At 56.5% G+C, this 17,569-nt stretch carries 16 protein-coding genes and 1 pseudogene; 8 read left to right on the forward strand and 9 right to left on the reverse strand.

Annotated elements, in window-relative coordinates; genetic code table 11:
- Positions 1-322 precede the first annotated feature (322 nt).
- Together ABRZ28_RS18935 and ABRZ28_RS18940 are read left to right on the forward strand one after the other, a co-directional pair.
- Positions 323-561: pseudogene (locus ABRZ28_RS18935) on the forward strand (IS5/IS1182 family transposase); the annotation flags it as partial.
- 142 nt (positions 562-703) lie between these two features.
- Positions 704-1,432, forward strand: a complete 729-nt coding sequence (locus ABRZ28_RS18940) for a hypothetical protein (protein ID WP_319605743.1) — start codon at positions 704-706, stop codon at positions 1,430-1,432.
- 42 nt (positions 1,433-1,474) lie between these two features.
- Here the strand turns inward: ABRZ28_RS18940 and ABRZ28_RS18945 are convergent, their stop codons facing one another.
- Complete coding sequence (locus tag ABRZ28_RS18945; RefSeq protein ID WP_413556333.1) at positions 1,475-1,909, reverse strand: GNAT family N-acetyltransferase; 435 nt, start codon at positions 1,907-1,909, stop codon at positions 1,475-1,477.
- 87 nt (positions 1,910-1,996) lie between these two features.
- Here ABRZ28_RS18945 and ABRZ28_RS18950 point away from each other — a divergent pair, with 87 nt between their 5' ends.
- Positions 1,997-2,635, forward strand: a complete 639-nt coding sequence (locus ABRZ28_RS18950) for a glutathione S-transferase family protein (protein ID WP_330521140.1) — start codon at positions 1,997-1,999, stop codon at positions 2,633-2,635.
- Between the two features lie 67 nt (positions 2,636-2,702).
- Here the strand turns inward: ABRZ28_RS18950 and ABRZ28_RS18955 are convergent, their stop codons facing one another.
- From ABRZ28_RS18955 to ABRZ28_RS18990, 8 genes are all read right to left on the reverse strand, one after another.
- On the reverse strand, positions 2,703-3,965 hold the full coding sequence (locus ABRZ28_RS18955; RefSeq protein ID WP_330521141.1) for an MFS transporter: 1,263 nt from the start codon (positions 3,963-3,965) through the stop codon (positions 2,703-2,705).
- A gap of 72 nt (positions 3,966-4,037) precedes the next feature.
- Positions 4,038-7,121 (reverse strand): beta-galactosidase, encoded by a 3,084-nt coding sequence (locus ABRZ28_RS18960; RefSeq protein ID WP_330521200.1) that lies wholly within the window; start codon positions 7,119-7,121, stop codon positions 4,038-4,040.
- Positions 7,122-7,351: 230 nt separating this feature from the next.
- On the reverse strand, positions 7,352-8,440 hold the full coding sequence (locus ABRZ28_RS18965) for a LacI family DNA-binding transcriptional regulator (protein ID WP_330521142.1): 1,089 nt from the start codon (positions 8,438-8,440) through the stop codon (positions 7,352-7,354).
- A gap of 270 nt (positions 8,441-8,710) precedes the next feature.
- Positions 8,711-9,049: a helix-turn-helix domain-containing protein gene (locus ABRZ28_RS18970; RefSeq protein ID WP_330521143.1), complete on the reverse strand. Its 339-nt coding sequence runs from the start codon at positions 9,047-9,049 to the stop codon at positions 8,711-8,713.
- Positions 9,030-9,428, reverse strand: a complete 399-nt coding sequence (locus ABRZ28_RS18975; RefSeq protein WP_330521144.1) for a type II toxin-antitoxin system RelE/ParE family toxin — start codon at positions 9,426-9,428, stop codon at positions 9,030-9,032. The genes ABRZ28_RS18970 and ABRZ28_RS18975 overlap by 20 nt, the downstream gene beginning before the upstream one ends.
- Before the next feature lie 213 nt (positions 9,429-9,641).
- Complete coding sequence (locus ABRZ28_RS18980) at positions 9,642-10,445, reverse strand: pyrroline-5-carboxylate reductase family protein (RefSeq protein WP_330521145.1); 804 nt, start codon at positions 10,443-10,445, stop codon at positions 9,642-9,644.
- 18 nt (positions 10,446-10,463) lie between these two features.
- The gene (locus ABRZ28_RS18985) at positions 10,464-11,366 is read right to left on the reverse strand and encodes a VOC family protein (protein WP_330521146.1); all 903 of its coding nucleotides are present in this window, start codon (positions 11,364-11,366) and stop codon (positions 10,464-10,466) included.
- A gap of 224 nt (positions 11,367-11,590) precedes the next feature.
- A complete protein-coding gene (locus ABRZ28_RS18990) occupies positions 11,591-12,292 on the reverse strand; it encodes a GntR family transcriptional regulator (protein ID WP_319605736.1) in 702 nt (233 codons plus the stop codon).
- 716 nt (positions 12,293-13,008) lie between these two features.
- Here ABRZ28_RS18990 and ABRZ28_RS18995 point away from each other — a divergent pair.
- From ABRZ28_RS18995 to ABRZ28_RS19015, 5 genes are read left to right on the forward strand one after another with little or no spacing between them, the layout of a single operon-like run.
- The gene (locus ABRZ28_RS18995) at positions 13,009-14,121 is read left to right on the forward strand and encodes an ABC transporter substrate-binding protein (RefSeq protein WP_319605735.1); all 1,113 of its coding nucleotides are present in this window, start codon (positions 13,009-13,011) and stop codon (positions 14,119-14,121) included.
- Positions 14,122-14,166: 45 nt separating this feature from the next.
- Positions 14,167-15,060, forward strand: a complete 894-nt coding sequence (locus ABRZ28_RS19000) for a branched-chain amino acid ABC transporter permease (RefSeq protein WP_330521147.1) — start codon at positions 14,167-14,169, stop codon at positions 15,058-15,060.
- Entirely contained in the window at positions 15,053-15,943 is an 891-nt protein-coding gene (locus tag ABRZ28_RS19005) for a branched-chain amino acid ABC transporter permease (protein WP_319605733.1), read from the forward strand. The genes ABRZ28_RS19000 and ABRZ28_RS19005 overlap by 8 nt, the downstream gene beginning before the upstream one ends.
- Complete coding sequence (locus ABRZ28_RS19010; protein ID WP_319605732.1) at positions 15,940-16,722, forward strand: ABC transporter ATP-binding protein; 783 nt, start codon at positions 15,940-15,942, stop codon at positions 16,720-16,722. Before ABRZ28_RS19005 ends, ABRZ28_RS19010 begins: the two co-directional genes overlap by 4 nt.
- The gene (locus ABRZ28_RS19015; RefSeq protein ID WP_319605731.1) at positions 16,719-17,438 is read left to right on the forward strand and encodes an ABC transporter ATP-binding protein; all 720 of its coding nucleotides are present in this window, start codon (positions 16,719-16,721) and stop codon (positions 17,436-17,438) included. Before ABRZ28_RS19010 ends, ABRZ28_RS19015 begins: the two co-directional genes overlap by 4 nt.
- Positions 17,439-17,569: the final 131 nt, after the last annotated feature.

A 17,569-nucleotide genomic window follows, 5' to 3' on the forward strand; every position in this document is an offset into this window, starting at 1 on the left:
CTGGCGAAACTCCGGGGTATATTGATTACGGGATGTCTTCTTCACAGATTTTGCTTGCGTCATGGTTCACCTTGTTAACGATTTTACTCGCTTAACAGCGTGTCCACCATTCGTGGGTAGGATCATTATGCTTATGCGCCGAATCCGTTGACATGGATCGACCCGCTGGGGCTGGCAAAGTGTAGTAGCAACAAACCGCCAAATGCGTATTCCACAGCCGATGAAATGAAACTGTCTAAAACATCTTACCTCGGTGTATCACGTGGCCGACATTTTCAGGAAGCCAACAAATCTTTATTAAAAGCAATGGAATCCGATAAAGGAACGAAATCAGGCGGTGGCGCGCCAGCGACTGACGGGGAACAATGAGGAATGGAAAGAGAAAGTCGGCTACCACCTGCGTTCACTGGCGGAAACGGCGATGTCGCGGATGAAGATGATGTTCGCAGAGCGGCCGTCGCTACGTGATTACGATGCGCAGTAGGCGAGGCAATGGCGCAGGTGAAAGCCATGAACATCATGGCGCTATTGGGTATGCCTGCCAGCATTCGTATTGCCTGATAGATGAGGAAAGGACTTTGCTGCACCTTAAAATGATTTATTCAATAACGCCGCTGCGGGAACCTTAAGAAGGGAACTTACTCCACTTGGCTCTTACTTACTGCATACATAACAGATAAGTATATTATGGAAAAAGTTTAATATGGATAAGATACCCGGCTATTCAGCAAACGCCTCATGGGCGTATTCCTATAGAAATTCCCCATCCGCCACAAGTTCATCTTCGAATATACGAGCAACGGCCTCCGGTTCTCAATGTTTGGGGTTATCTGAGCAGATCAGTGAACTGACGCAGCAAATAGCTAACAGAACCCGGTTATCGACCACCGGCTACCAAATGGCGATGGATCGAATAAACAATGCCCACAGACTGGATGCCAACTCTCTGATGACAATGCGCAGAGCCGAGCAATATACCCAGGCGGCCAAGCGGGCTTACCCGACAGAAACGCTAAAACAACTGGCGGCGTTGCAACAACAATATATCTACCGCACCGTCAGCGATGAACTGCGGGGCGCAATTGAAATGTCGCCGGAACAGCTCACGGATTGTCTGCAAAAATGCCGCGAACATGGATTTTCCAATTGTGATATGCAGGCTCTCGAAGTCGGGCTGCACTTACGATATGGTTTAGGTTTGACTGATTTCAGCATCGTAAGCAACCATAAACTTAGTCATAACTATGTGGTTTTCCCCCCAAACGATACTTTCCCCAAAGGGGCGATCGTCGACTCCTGGACCGGACAAGGCGTTGTGGAATTAAATATGAAAAATAAACTGAAGTTTATGCATCATGAGGGCAACTATCACGTTAATGAAAATATGCATAACTGGCTAGAAAATAACGGTTCCCGATATGTACTTTCGTAATAAATTTCGTTTAATAACGGTACTTTTAGTTCGTTTGCCAGCTTAATCCGCAAGATAGCCAACGCTTCTGAGACGTTCCATTTCTTGCGGATTGGCATAAACCATGCCGGTCGCCAGAACATGATAACCATATTTGTTGTAGAAACCGATTTTATCCGGCACCGAATAGATAAAGGTTTTTCCATAGGGGGAAAGCGTCGCCATAATCTCGTTCATCAATAAATTGCCATACCCCCGGCCCTGATATTCGGGCGCTATCGCCACATCCGCCAGGTAGCTGGCATAGGTAAAATCGCTGATGGCGCGAGCCGTGGCGATCATTTGCCCGCCCTCATAGCCAAGCCAGTAATACTGGCTGTTCTGATAAGCCTGTTTTAATTTCATCCTCTCTCTGTCGCCCAGTCCGGCGCGACGTAACAGCGCGGCCAGCGCCTGCCAGTCAATGTCTGGCGCATCACTTTTTTCGATGATTCGCATATTCATGGTTCCTCGTTAACCCTGATGGAATAGCGTTCATTAGAGTACAATCATCGGGTTAATACCACACATTCACCGGAGGTCGGCATGTTAACGGTTTGGGGAAGACGTTCCTCGTCAAATGTTCAGGCGCTGATGTGGTGTATCGGCGAGCTGGGCTTGCCTTATCATCGCCATGATGCGGGCCATATCTACGGCGGCACCGATACGCCGGCGTTTCTGGCGATGAATCCGAACGGCACCGTGCCGGTGTTGAAAGAGGATGACGGCGAACCGCTCTGGGAAACCGGCGCCATCCTTCGCTATCTGGCCAACCGTTATGGCGCGGAGGCGTTCTGGCCGACGGATTTGTCGGCGCGCGCCAACGTCGACAAATGGGCTGAATGGTCCAAGCTCAATATCGCGCTGATGTTCACCGCGCCGATTTTCTGGCGCGTCGTGCGTACGCCGGCAAACGAACGCGATGATGCGGCGATAGAAAAAGCGCTGGCGGCCTTCACCGTCAAACTCAGCATCGCAGAAGAGAGGCTGGCGGCGCATGACTATCTGGCCGGCCCGAATTTCACCCTGGCGGATATCCAGTTCGGCCATGTGCTCTACCGTTATTACGATATCGCGATTCAACGCCGCGCGTTGCCGGCCGTCCGAAGCTACTATGAACGCCTGACGCAGCGCCCGGCATTCAAAGAGCATGTAATGGTGTGTTACGACGAGCTGCGGGCTTGAGCAACGTCAACTCAACGCTCGCTGTCGGCGATAACAGCGAGCGTTTTTCCGTATCGGCATACCTGTTTCAGGCGATTTTTTCTTTCGCTTTGCCAAACGAGCGCCAGGCGGCAATCGGTCCCATACCGCTCAGCGTGAAGGCGGAAAGCAGCGTAAAGCCAAGCGCCACCAGGCCCAGCACCAGATAGGTGCCGTGGAAACCGATGCCGTCGTACATGTGACCGGCGAACACCGACATAAACATCATCGCCAGCTGTTTGAAAAAGCAGAAACAAACCAGATAGATGGTGGCGGAGAAACGAACCTCGAACTGGGTGGTGATGTATTTGAAGCAGCCGACGATCAGAAACGGCACTTCAAACATATGCAGGGTTTTCAGAATGATCACTTCCACGTAGGTGGAGGCGAAAGAAGAGCCGAGAATACGCACGGACATAATCATTCCCGCCAGCAGCAGCGCGTTTTTACCGCCAATGCGGTTAACGATCAGCGGCGCGAAGAACATGATGCTGGCATTCAGCAGTTCCCCCATCGTCGTGACATAGCCGAATACGCGCGTACCCTGCTCGCTGGAGCTGAAAAACGAGGTAAAAAAGTTAGCGAACTGCTGGTCAAATACGTCATAGGTACAGGAGACGCCCACCACGTAGAGCGACAGAAACCACAGCTTGGGATTTTTAAACAGTTCCAGCGCCAGACGTAAGCTGAATGCGCTCTGATTCGCGCCGAGCGAGTCCGCCACTTCCGCCGAAGAGGGCGTCTGCGGTTTGGCGATAAACAGCAAGATCGCGAGGATCACCGCACAGCCTGAGCCCAGCCAGAAAACAAACTCGTTGTTGATGGTAAACATAATGCCGACAATCGAGGCGCATAAGGCCCAGCCGATACAGCCGAACAGCCGGGCGCGACCAAATTCAAACTGGCTGCGGCGACTGACTTTTTCAATATAGGCCTCGATCGCCGGCGCGCCGCCGTTATAGATAAAACCGAGGTAAATGCCGCCGACTATCGATCCCAGCAGAATATTGGTCTTTAGCAGCGGGCCGAACACATAAATAAAGAACGGCGCGAACAGCACCAGCATGCCGGTGATGATCCACAGCAGATGTTTCCTTAAGCCCAGCTTGTCGGACAGCAGACCGAAAATCGGCTGAAACAACAGTGAAAAGAAAGAGATGCTGGCAAAGATAATCCCGGTGTCGCTTTTACTGATTTGGTTGATATCGTGCAGCCAGATGGGAAAAAACGGGAAATAGGCCCCCATGATGAAAAAGTAGAAGAAAAAGAACAGCCCGAACATCCAGAAATTGGTATTTTTTAAATAATACATACTGTTATCCTTAGGCTAGCAGTCAGGCGAACGCGTCGGTTCGCCCGCAGGGGAAAGATCATCCGAACCGGGTTAGCCGCGCCGCCAGCGCACGACGTAGCGATAATGGCTGTTCTGCAACAAATACTCCGGCGCAACGCTGGGACTCCAGGAGTCATCGCCGCCGACCCCCATATGAAAACCATCCAGATTCACCCAGGTACCCGCTTCCGGCGTTAACAGATGGCGATGCGAAACCTCGCGCAGCTGTCGCTGGCTGTAACGACTGATATTGAAATGGAAATGGCCCCGCCAGCGGTTGTCGCCATATTCCAGCCGCTGCGTATCGCAGCGCAGGCCGTTTTCCGTCGGGAAGACATAAGGGGTATAGAGTTCGTCGAGCGGACGCCGCCATTTGTCGTAGCATGCGCCCTGTTTGCGATCCGGGTAGTTTTCATGCGGGCCGAGTCCCAGCCAGGTCACATCGTCGTTCACCTCCGCCAGTTGGCAGGTCAGGCCGATGCGCGCCGGAGCCGGCGAACCCGACGCGATCGTCACATCCACGTCGATATGCAGCTCGCCGAGGCTGTCGATACGGTAGGTTTTACGGCTGATAAACACCGTCTTGCCCTGATACGTCCAGCGATGAACGGTGTACAGCGCCACGGATTGCGTCAGCGCTTCGGCTTCGCACTGCACCAGATCGGCTTCCAGATCGTAATAGCCGGCCGCTTTCCAGCGTTCCGCCCAGGCATTGGGATCGATACGCGTGACCTCGCTGACGCCGATATCATTGTCCAGCGGCGCGCGGGTAAACTGATCCGCCAGCGGATGCAGCAGCGTCGGCCGCCCATCCTGCCACCACTGCGTCAACAGGCCGCTTTCACGACTGAACCGCCAGCGTTGCGCGCCAAGACTGATATCATAATGCCGTTCGCTCACCGCCAACTGCGGCGCGGCGCCCTTAACCGGCGCCGGGTCAACGGCCGGTACATCCGCTAAACGCCACTGCTGCCAGGCGCAGACGTGGCCGGCGTCGCTCCAGTCCGTGGCGTTAATCTGCGCCACCCTGACCGTCAGCCACACCTGTCCGGGCGTGGTCGCTTCCGGCAACGCGTCAAGGACGATCGACTGACGACCCTGCGGCGCGATATCCAGCGTCGCTTCGCCGCTTGCCAGCGTTTCACCCTCCTGCGCCAGCGTCCAGATCAGGCGTTCATTGTCGCTGCGGCGGAACAGGTATTCGCTGCACACCTCCAGCCGCAACGGACTTTCCTGATGCAGGACGAACTGGAAAAACTGCTGCGCGTGCTGCGCTTCGTACAGCGACGGATGCGGCGTCCGGTCGGCAAAAACCAGACCGTCCATACAGAACTGGCGATCGTTCGGCTTATCGCCGAAGTCGCCGCCGTAGGCCTGATGAGGCTCGCCGTTTTCATCGTATTGCGTCAGCGACTGATCCACCCAATCCCATACGAATCCCCCCTGTAATCTCGGGTACTGACGGAACGCGGCCCAGTATTTGTGGAAACCGCCCAGGCTATTGCCCATGGCGTGCGCATATTCGCACAGGATCAGCGGACGCTGCTCGTCCGGCATGCCGATCCATTTTTTGATCGACCACTTCGGCACCTGCGGGAACGGCTGATCCTGATCCACGCGGGCGTACATCGGACACACGATGTCGGTGGCCGGACTATTGGCCCCGCCGCCTTCATACTGTACCGGACGCGTAGGATCGTTGGCCTTGATCCAGTGATAGAGCGCATCATGGTTGCAACCGTGTCCGGACTCGTTGCCCAGCGACCAGATAATGATCGACGGATGATTTCGATCGCGCTGCACCATGCGCGTCACGCGTTCGCTCATGGCCGGCAGCCAGCGCGGATCGTCGGTCAGCCGGTTCATCGGCTCCATGCCGTGGGTTTCAATATTGGCTTCGTCCACCACATACAGGCCGTAACGGTCGCACAGACGATACCAGAGGGGATGGTTGGGATAGTGGGAGCAGCGTACCGCGTTAAAATTATGCTGCTTCATCAGGAGGATATCCTGGCGCATGGTGGCAAGATCCATCACCTGACCCTGCTGCGGATGATGCTCGTGCCGGTTTGTGCCGCGGATCAGCAGCGGCTTGCCGTTCAGTTTCAGCAGGCCGTTGCCGATCTCGACTTTACGAAAACCGGTATCACAGGCTTCCGCTTCAATGAAGGCGCCGTTTTTGTCCTGCAAAATCACCACCACCCGATAGAGATGCGGGATCTCGGCGCTCCACAGCGCAGGCCGGCTGACCGGCAGGCGCACCGTGGCGCGGTCGCGGTAAATGCCGCGTTCATCAATGATGTCGCTGCCGACAGGCTGCCGGCGCTCGCCGACTAATCGCCCGCCATCCCACAATTGCACCGTAATTTGCGCGCTCTCACGCTGCGGGCCGCCGACCACCGCCAGCACTTCCAGCTCGGCATGGCTGAAATCGTCGTTCAGATGGGTCGCGATACGCAGATCGCTGAGATGGGTTTGCGGCTTACGCAACAAGGAGACATCGCGGAAAATGCCGCTCATGCGCCACATATCCTGATCTTCCAGATAGCTGCCGTCGCTCCAGCGCAGCACCATCACCGCCAGCCGGTTTTCCCCCGCGTGCAGCAGCGCGGTCAAGTCGAACTCCGAGGGCAAACGGCTATCCTGCGCGTAGCCGACCCAGCAGCCGTTACACCAGAGATGAAACGCCGAGTTCACGCCGTCGAAGATAATGCGCGTCTGGTCGCCGGCGAGCCAGTCGTCGTCCACATCAAATGTGAGCGAGTAACAACCAGTAGGGTTTTCAGCAGGTACGAACGGCGGATTGACCGGAATGGGATAGGTCACGTTGGTATAGATCGGCGCATCATAGCCCAGCATCTGCCAGTTGGATGGAACCGTAATCTCATCGGCGCGCGGGTCATCCTGATGCAGCCAGCTTTCCGGCACCGCTTCCGGCCGATGGAAATAGCTGAAGCGCCAGAAGCCGTTCAAACTACGCATGCTGGGCGATGGCGCATCATCCCTGGCATCCGCCGGCGCGCGCCAGCTGGCGAATGCGGGATGCGCGTCAAGTTGATTCAGTTGGGTAACCGAGGGATTTTCCCAGTCGCGCCGTGCGAGTACCGAAGCGAGAGTGCCTGCTTGAAGAGTCATCATCGGAGTCCTTTGTCAGATTGTGATTCGCTCACAATTTAAGGAAAATATCCGTGCTGACGTCCAGGATGTAAAGCCTGCGTACGGCATTCGGTGACAGGCCTCACAAATTAATTGCCGGCGAATCAAGTGAGATAAGGTTCAACGCGCGGCATCAGGCGGGGATCGGCGGGCGGAACGCGCGTTAACGTCCGGCGGAGGGCTGCGGTCGGTCGCTGCCTTGTGTGGGATTAACGCTTTTCCAGCCGGGCGACCTGACGCGCCAACGCGCTCAGCGCATCGGCCAACGCCTGCGGCGATGCGGCGCTTTCTTCCGGCGCGGCGGTGGTTTTGCGTTCCACCAGCGTAATCGGCAACAGCTGAGACGACGGGGCGGCGTCCGGCGTATGGATGAGTTCAATCATGCGATGAACGCTGGCCTTGCCCAGCGCTTTGAAATCCTGCTTGATGGTGGTCAGCGGCGGGATGAAACAGGCGCTGTCTTCCGTATCGTCATAGCCGACTACCGAAACCTGTCCTGGCACCGCAAGCGCGGATTCAGACAGCGCGCGCAGCGCCCCCAGCGCCATCTGATCGTTGGCGACCAGCAGCGCGGTCGGGAGCGCGCCCTGCGCCAGCATGCGCGCCGTTTGCTCATAGCCGGAGAGAGAGCTCCAGTCGCCCTGCAAAACCGCCAGCGGTTGCAACTGGCGCTGCGTCAGCGTCTGCCGCCAGCCTTCAAAACGTAAGCGCGCGGAGACGGAGGTCAGCGGCCCGGTCAACAGCGCAATGCGCCGATGCCCCAGATCCACCAGATGTTCAACGCCCAGCCGCGCGCCTTCATGGGGATCGAAAAGCGCGGTATTGGCCGCCAGAGAGGGGGACACGTCCAGAAACAGCACCGGCACCTTACCGCAGGCGCGCATAATGACCTGCGCATCGTCATTCTCCAGCGGAATATTGACGATCAGCCCATCCACTCGCTGAGAGAGCAGGCTGTTTATCGCCGCTCTGCTCGCCTCCAGCCCCGGCTGTTCTATCATGGAAATCACCACGTTGAACTGCATTTTTCCGGCTTCGGATTTGATCGCGGCGACGATTTGCGAGGGCGCATGCAGGGACAGATTAGTGGTGGCAAGGCCGATGGTATGGCTGAGTTTGCCCGCCAGTTGCTGCGCCACGCGGTTCGGCACATAATTCAGCGCGGCCATGGCGGCTTCCACTTTCAGCCGGGTTTTCTCTGAAACGTGGCTCGCCTGATTAATCACGCGCGACACGGTCTGATAGGAGACGCCGGCATATTCAGCCACGTCATACAGCGTAATCGATTTGGGTTTCATGCCTGCCGTCCTTTATCGCGCAACTTTTGCGACAGCCATTTTACACATAAATTCACCGCAAACAGGGAATGCTGACGATGTTTCTGATCGGCGCCGACATCATGATCCATCCGTCATATTGAAACGGCGTTTTTGAATAAGGAGCGCGCAAATCCGCCAAAATTCCCGGAGGATGCGCGGCAACAGGCAAAACCTCGTACTCAGACCGTCAGCTCATAGCGACCACTCAAGACCGGCGTATTTGATCAGAAGTGGTATTGTACTTTCAACTCAATTTGCAAACACATCCGGACCTTTTGCCGCGAGAGTGTTGAGGATGCGCAGCGCTGGACCGCTTGGCGTGATCTCGCCCCGTTCCCATTTGGAAACGCTGTCGACCGTCATGCCCAGGGTGTAAGCCAGCAATGCCTGCGACAAACCGCAACGAACGCGAACCGCTTTGATTTCAGCGCCGGTCATTACGCGCACGGCAGCGATGCGTTTGCGAAACTCACGCGCATTCACGCGCGCGCTGATTTCAGCCAGATCTTCATCGGGCATCAGGCCAAGTGCGTGAAGCTCTCTTGCGTCTTCAAGCATTTCATGTAATTCAACCGGCTGTTTTTTCATCACAGCTTACCTCTCTAAATGTTCCGCTTTGTTTCAGTACATCCATGGCGTTGGAATCTGCCTTTAAATAACCTTTGGCGAGCAGTTTATAGGTGTAAAGCTGGTCATCCTCGATCTCCTTTGCGCCTTTTTTATTAAAGCCACCTTTAGACCAGCCATCGTAAAAAAACAGGTTGTTATTCTTTTTGAAGAACACAATCGTTCGCACGCCGCCACTTTTCCCCGCATTCAGTGCCATCCTTTTCTTGATAACCCCACCGCCTAAATCAGCCTCGAACTCACCTCTCATCACCTGCGCAGCAACTGCGCACAAGTCCGCATCAGTCAGGCCACTGTTCTTAAAACTCTTGTCAAAACGCCTATGCACATAAATCGCCAAGTCCCTAGCCTCACCCAAAACATCATAACCATTATTATAATAATAATTACGATATCCACCAGCCCAAAAGGGCGAAGGAAAACAGTAATGGAGGATATTTAACTTAAAATTGGATATCCGCGAGGGCTAGAGAATCACGGCAGGTGATGACCGCTAATCAGGCGATTAGCGGCGACGCCGCGCAAACACGCGGCGTGATGATCAGAGCGAGGTTTATTTGTTGCCCGCCAGCTCGGTGGTGCGTTTCACCGCCGCCAGCACGCTGCGCTGTAGCCCGGCGGCGAAATCGCTGTTGTTTAACGCATACAGCCCGTTCATGCCCACCCCGGCCGGCGAGTTGTTGATATCCAGCAGCTGACGCGGATGTTTGCCGCTGATGTTGAGCATCGCCACCGCGCCCACCAGGTTTTCATAGGCGATCTGGGTTGCCTGCGCGCGGGGCATACCGGCCAGCACGCCGGCGTCAATCAACGATTCGATAAAGTAGTACACGTAATTCGGGCCGGCCACGCCGTAACCGGTGAAAATATCCAGCAGCCGCTCTTCCACCAGCATTACTTTTCCGAAACTTTCCAGAAACGCCCGCAGCGGCGCTTCCTCAACATGGGCGTTCAGCACCGCGCCGCTGTAGCCATAGCCGGTGTCGGTCAGCGTATTCGGGATCACCCTGGCAATGGGCCGCGCATCGCCCAGTTGTTCGGTCAAGGTCGCGATGGTCACGCCGGCGATGATGGAAATCACCGTCGCCTGCGGCGACGCATGCCGGCGGATGCGGGCGGAGACCGACGCAATGTCGTCCTGCGGCCGCACCCCTATCACAATGTAATCGGCCGCCGCCAGCGCATCCTCGCCGCGCAGGCGGGACGTCAGTTGATAACGTTCTTCCAGCGTGGCGATTCTCGCCGCATCGATATCATCCAGGGTGATCGCGTCGCGCGACAGTTTGCCGTTGTTCAGCGCCGCCCGAATAATGGCTTCCGCCATCTGCCCTGCCCCAATAAAGTGAATCTGACTCATGGTATTGCCTCCAGATATTTAGCGTTCGACGTCAACAAACTCAAGAATGATATTACCCGCCGCTTCCGGCGCCACGCGCACGCGTCCGGCAGCGTCAGAATAGCTGACCTGATTGGTCGTCAGAATATCGCGCAGCGCGCGGCCGTTGCTCGTACCCAGCGTCAGAGCGATGGCATGAGGTTTGGTATTAACCGAAACCGGCAGCGCCGCGCCCGCGAAATGTTCCTCGGCCTGCGCCGGAGTCATGGCCCGCAGCAGACCGGAACCGGTATCCGCCGTCAGTACGCCGTCGAGCCAGGCGACGCGTTCGCCGTAAGCATTGCGCCAGCGTGCTTCCAGCACGTTCATTTCACCGTCCTGCGCCGTGTAGGTCACGGCCTCAATGCCGGTCGCGCCATTCGGATGATGACGCCACGCATCCACCCAAATCAGGTCGGGCCGGAACTGCTGGCAGATAAAGCCGGACGCTTCCGGATAGCGGGGGTCGATCAGCAAGCCGATAGACACCGCGACTTCGTCCAACTGGCCGTTATCCATGATGATTTCACGTCGGAAGTCAATCACGCCCTGGTGCTGCTCAAAGCGCTTAATCAACTGCGCGTAATCGCCCCTGGCGTCTTTACTGTGCAACGCAATCAGGGAAATACCGTCTTCGCCGCGTTCGAGAAAAGATCCCATCTGGCGGCCGAAACAGAAGCCATTCACCGCATTGTTGCCGAACTTACTGGCGTCATTGACCCCGATGAGCTCAATAAAATTATCCTCGAACATCATGAAACTGGTGACGGTTCCCCACGGGTGATAGCTGATGGGCGATGGGGAGAACCCCATCCGACGATAATTCTCAAAGGACTGCTCATAGTGATTGACCGTGACCAACACATGATCGAGGCTTAACGCCGCCTTCTGATTAATATTCATTTGCGTATTCCTTTTCCTGAAAATCAGGGCTGTAACCTAAAATGTGCGACCGACGATATACCCACCGTGATTTTCAAGTTAATCAGCGTTCCGTCGTCGCCTTGATGAAAGCTGGATTATTCCCGCGATAAAAAAATAAGCCGATGCGCCGTTCATCCTTTATTTGCGTTCATTTTTTCCCGCCGATGGCCTTATTTCCCTGCCGTATTTACCGCTTATTTGCTTCACGTCAACTTGCCGAAATAAATACGCGCCAGGCCTTCTTTCGTCACCGCAATCGCATGGTCCGCACTGAGTGAAACGTGCTTTTCCATCAAGGGAACCCCGGTTTCCACGTCACGCCGGCGCAATGCTTCAATAATGCCGACGTGTTCGTCATAGGCATTGTTGCGCCGGCTAGGCGTTTCCAGGTCGATACGGCGGAAAAAACGGATCAGGGAATTCAGGCCGGCGAGCGTGTCATACAGCCGTTTATTACGGGCGATACGGGCGATCGACATATGGAAGGCTTCGTCGTCTTCGGCGACTTTGGTCCAGTCCTTGATGGTGGTCGGATCGGGCAAATCGCGGCAGCTCCGCTCCCAGATTTCCGCCGTCTGATTGATGTCTTCATCGCTGGCGCGCAGGCAGGCGAAGCGGAACGCCGCCTGTTCAATCACCGCCCGCATCTCGTAAAGCTCGCGCACGCCGTCGGGCGTGATATCTCTGGAATAAAAACCGCGATTGGGTACGAAGCTCATGAAGCCATCCTGAGCCAGACGATTCAGCGCCTCGCGCACCGGCGTACGAGAAACGCCCAGCCGGCTGGCCAGTTCAACCTCGTTAATACGTTCGCCGGGTTTGAAGTGATAATCTATCGCGAGTGTTTTCACCACTTCATACACTTTTTCCACGCTATCCGCGCTGCGCGCTGTTTTCTGACTCACCGGCACGTTATTTCCTCTTGATGGCTGTCATGGCATTAACCGATTAACTATCGGAAAGGCTTCCGAAAAATACCGTATACCCGATAAATTCGGCGATACGGAAGAGCGGCCAACACACATGAGGCTTGAAGTATGACGAGTATATTTAAATTGATAACATGCCGGAAAACATAACACAATCGCGATGTGCATACACTTCGATCTACACATAGCCGGCGCTAAACGCAAATATAAAATCCGCAGAGCCATACGGATGTAACAGACAATTTTCTTCTATATTTAGAATAAAAAAAGCATTGCACTAAATTAACCTTGCTTGCACCCAAATAAAGCAAATTCGTATTGCCTTCAGATAATTTATTCCATCTGTTTATTAGATATTCCTTTTATGTATAAACGATCGCATTATCTACGCCTCTCGCTTACCACCCACATTATCCCTTGTTATTTATAGAAATATTACAACGTCAGACAATGACTCCCCCGCCCTGCCCGCGCCTGCGTACCGCTTTTTTTCCCGGCTGGCATGGCAATTGCTGTATAGTTTCGGCAAAGTGTATTCACTTCATCACTCACTATGTTATTCACTTTCAGGTGAGCAGGGACCGCAAGACTTTACGTCCTGCCGATCACAGGCAATTACGCAGCGATGCCGACGGGGATAAAACAGCTTAATCATCACTCCGCCCGCATTAATTCTGACCAGGAGATTTAGTATGACCTCACGTATTCGTCATGTTCTTTTCGCTTCGGCGTTGTTGGGCGGCGCGCTTTTAGGCACTTCCCTGGCGGCGAAAGCCGATGTCACGATAGGAGCGATTCTGCCGCTGACCGGCGTCAACGCCACCATCGGCGAAGACATGCGCCGGGGGATCGCCCTAGCGGTGGAACAGGTCAATGAACATGGCGGCGTTAACGGTCAAAAGCTGGCGGTCATGATTGAAGACTCCGCCGGCAGCCCGGTCACCGCGCTGGATGCGGTACGTAAACTCACCCAGGTTAACCGAGTGCCGCTGGTCGCCGGCGAGTTTTCATCCAGCGTCACCATTCCCATCGGGCAATATCTGGTGAAAAATCAGCTGGTACACATCAATATCAACTCTTCCAGCACCGATATGCGTAAAGTCGGCAAATACTCTTACAGTGTGATCGGGCTGGCCGATCTGGCGACCAAATTCTCCGCGCAGGACGTCTACGACATGGGTTACCGCAAGGTCGCCTTCGTCGCGCCTAACGGCGCCTACGGCCAGAGCATGTTGGATCAGTTCAGCAAAGACTTTCAGGCGCTGGGCGGCAAAGTCGCCGCCAAGATGCTCTACACCAGCGGCCAGTCTTCCTACCGCCGCGAGCTGGGACAACTGGCGCGCGTCAAACCGGACGCCTATGTCTACACCACTTACGGTCAGGATGCCGTGGTGCTCAACCGCGAATCTTATGAAATGGGGCTGAATCAAACACCCTGGTACGGTATGTACCTGACCATGTGTACGGCCAATACCCCGGCGCAGTACATCGAGGGACGGATGGGCATGGAAGTGGCCAGCACCGGCGACGAAGGCCAGGGTTATATCGATATGTTCCACAAACGCTATGGCAACGACCCGCAGTCCGCCTACAGCAGCTATGCCTATGACAGCATCACGCTGGCCGCCGCGGCGATCAATAAAGCGGGCTCGGCCGATCCGGCCGCGCTGCAAGCGGCGATGCAAAGCGTCGCGCCGCACTTCGACGGCGTCACCGGCCCGCTGAACCTGGATGCCGACAACCTGCGCCAAACGCAGCCTTATAAAAAGGTCAAAGTGGTCGACGGCGCCCAGGTGCTGCGCTGAGCCGTGGCTGATTGATAAGCCATTCGTTTCGTTGCAGGAAAAACTATGTTTCAGTTCATTCTTGATACATTACTCCGCACGGCCGAGCTGTCGCTGATCTCCGTGGGCCTCAGTCTGGTCTATGGCCTGGTGCGCTTCGCCAACGTGGCGCACGTCCAGTACGCTATGGTGGGGTCGTTTATCACCTTCGCCCTGCTCCAGCTCGGCTGCCCGTTTCTGCCGGCCATCCTGGCGGCCAGCGCGCTGTGCGGGATCATGGCGGCCTTATTGCATCATTGGATCTTCCGTCGGCTGGCGCAGGCCGGACCGGCGAATGCCATGATCGGCTCGCTGGCGATGTCGATGATCCTGATCGCGCTGATTCTCGGCGTCGTCGGATCGTCGCCGCAAAGCTATAACCTGCCGCTCAGCCCGATGCTCTCGCTGGCCGGCAGCCATATCTCCCGTAATCAACTCTGGTCCGCCGCGGTGACGTTTTTGCTGCTGCTCGGCTTTAGCATCCTGCTCTTTCGCACTTCGCTGGGGCGCTCGATTCGGGCGCTGGCCAGCAATCGCGATTTGGCGGCCGCGTCCGGGCTGAATGCCGATGCGCTGGTACACACCGTTAATTTCATCGCCGGCGCGCTGGCCGGACTGGGCGGCTCCATGCTGGCGATGAACGCCAGCGCTTACTTCAATCAGGGTAACGATCTGCTGTTGCCGGTGCTGGCCGCCGCCATTCTGGGCGGATTGGGCAACCCGATGGGCGCGCTGCTCGGCGCGTTGCTGATCGCCGCCACCGAAACGCTGGTCACCAACCTCGATTTTGGCTGGCTATTCGGCGGCGAACTGATCTTTATTCCCGTGACCTACATTAACGCCGCCTCGTTCCTGATCCTGTTGCTGGCGCTGCTGCTGCGTCCTTACGGCCTGTTTAACCGGGAGGTGCGCCGTGTCTGACTTCCTGCTCCATCTCATCAGCATCACCGGTATCTACGCCCTGATCGCGCTGGCGTTAAATATTCAGGCGGGTTATGCCGGGCTGCTGAACTTCGGTCATATCGCCTTTGTCGGTATCGGCGCTTACTCCGCCGGCATCGGCATCCAGTTCGGGCTGTCCTTTATCGAAGCCTCCGCTATCGGCATGGCGATATCGATGCTGATCGGCGCCGGTATGGCGATGCTCGGCCGCCAACTGGCCGCCGACTACTGGGGGATCGCCACCCTGGCGGTGGCCGAAATCATTCGCACCATCGCCATCAACGAAGATGCGCTGACCGGCGGCGCCCAGGGGCTGGGCAATATCGTTCCGCTCTGGACGACCGGCTCCCAACAACAGGACAGCGTGATCTTTGCCGTCGTGATCCTGCTGATGGTGGCGCTCATCGCCCTGCTCTGCGTGCAGTTGGGCAAAAGCCGCTTCGGCCGCGCGCTGCGGCTGATGCGGGAACAGCCGCAGTTGGCGACCTGCATGGGTTATCACCTGCAATGGCTGAAATGCCGCACGCTGATGTGCAGCGCCGCCATCGCCAACGTCGCCGGCATTATGCTGGCGTATTACACCAGCTACGTCAGCCCCGACTACCTATTGTCCTCGGAAACCTTTCTGATCTGGAGCATGGTGATGATCGGCGGCATCGGCAACGTGGCCGGCGTGTTGCTGGGCGTGCTGCTGGTGGAGTGCCTCTATACCTTTATTCCGTTCGCCAAAGATATCTTTAATATCGGTTCCGATATTACCGGCGCGCTGCGGCTGGGTGCCGTGGGGGTCATTCTGCTGGCCTGCCTGCTGGGACGCGCCGGCGGCCTGTTGCCTGAACGACTAAGGAGAATACCGACATGACACCACTGATGCAGGTCGATGCCGTCAGCAAGGCTTTCGGCGGCAATCGGGTACTGGAAGGCGTTACCTTTACTCTGCGTCAGGGGGAGATCCTCGGATTACTGGGCCCTAACGGTTCAGGGAAAAGTACGCTGCTTAACGCGATCTCCGGTTTCGCCCCCATCGACGACGGGATCATTCTGGTGGACGGGCAGCGCATCGACCGGCTTCCCCCTCACCAAATCATCAAAGCCGGCGTGGCGCGCACCTTTCAGTTGCCGGCCATGCCTGAAAAAATGAGCGTGATGGAAGTGGTGATGGCGGCCGGCACCCGGCATCACGGTTTCTGGAGCAGCCTGCTGTCTCTGCCCGCCGCCCGACAGGCGGAACGGGAGGATAAACAGAAGGCCCAGGCGCTGCTTGACGAACTGTTGCTGACCCAGGTGCGCGACCTGCCGGCCGCCGCGCTGTCCGGCGGGCAGAAGAAACTGCTGGGCATTGCCTGCGCGTTGATGGGCGAGCCGCGGCTCCTGATGCTGGACGAACCGATGGCGGGCGTGCATCCCAATCTGCGGCGCGACATTGTCGACACGCTGCTGCGTCTGCAACGCAACGGGCTGTCGCTGATGATTATCGAACACGATATGCACTTTATCCGCGAACTCTGCCAGCGCTGCATCGTATTGGACAGGGGCAAAATCGTCGCCAACTGTCACCCCAATGAACTGGCCAATAACCAACAGGTGCTGGATGCCTATCTCGGCCGCAGCACGCCGCTTGCACTACAGGAGGCCGAATGATCGCGCTGCATGATGTGGTCGCCGGCTACACGCCCGGCATCGATATTCTGCAAGGCATTTCCCTACAGGTTGATAATGCGGAAATCGTCACGCTGCTTGGCCCGAACGGCTGCGGCAAATCCACCTTGCTGAAATGTATCGCGGGTTACCTGCGCCCGCGCAGCGGGCAAATCATGCTGGATGGGCGGGACGTCGGTCAGATCCCGATTCACCGCAAAGTTCGCGAGTGCTCGCTGGGATTTGTGCCGCAAACGGATAACGTCTTTAACAATTTGACCATCAGGGAAAACTTACAGACCGGCGGACAATTTCTGCCGGACGGCCAGCGGCGTCAACGGATGGAAGAGCTGTGCGAACGCTACCCGCTATTGCGCAAAAAATGGCGCGCCATGGCGTCGGCGCTGTCCGGCGGAGAACGGCAGATACTGGCGCTGACCCGCGCCCTGATGCCGAAACCGTCGACGCTGCTGCTGGACGAACCCTCCGCCGGGCTGTCGCCGAAAATGCTGGCCGACGTGTTCGCGGCGATCCAGGCTATCCGCCGGCAGGAAAACGTGACGATCCTGATGGTGGAGCAGAACGCGATGGAAGCGCTGCACATTTCAGACCGTGCTTACGTGCTGGCGCTGGGCAAGGTCGCCCTGACCGGTAAGGCCGACGAATTGCTGGACGATCCGCGCATGCGCGAGCTGTATCTGGGCGGCCGGGCGGTTTAATCACCGTCGACGCGCTGCTTTTACCCCACCCCAACCCTCCCCTTCGCAGGGGAGGGTGCCAACACCTCCCCCTAACAAGCGCTCCTTGTCGGGCGCGTGCTACGACGTGGCATAAAAATACCTTTCTTTTC

This window comes from Brenneria sp. g21c3 (genome assembly GCF_040240345.1).
GTDB lineage: Bacteria > Pseudomonadota > Gammaproteobacteria > Enterobacterales > Enterobacteriaceae > Brenneria.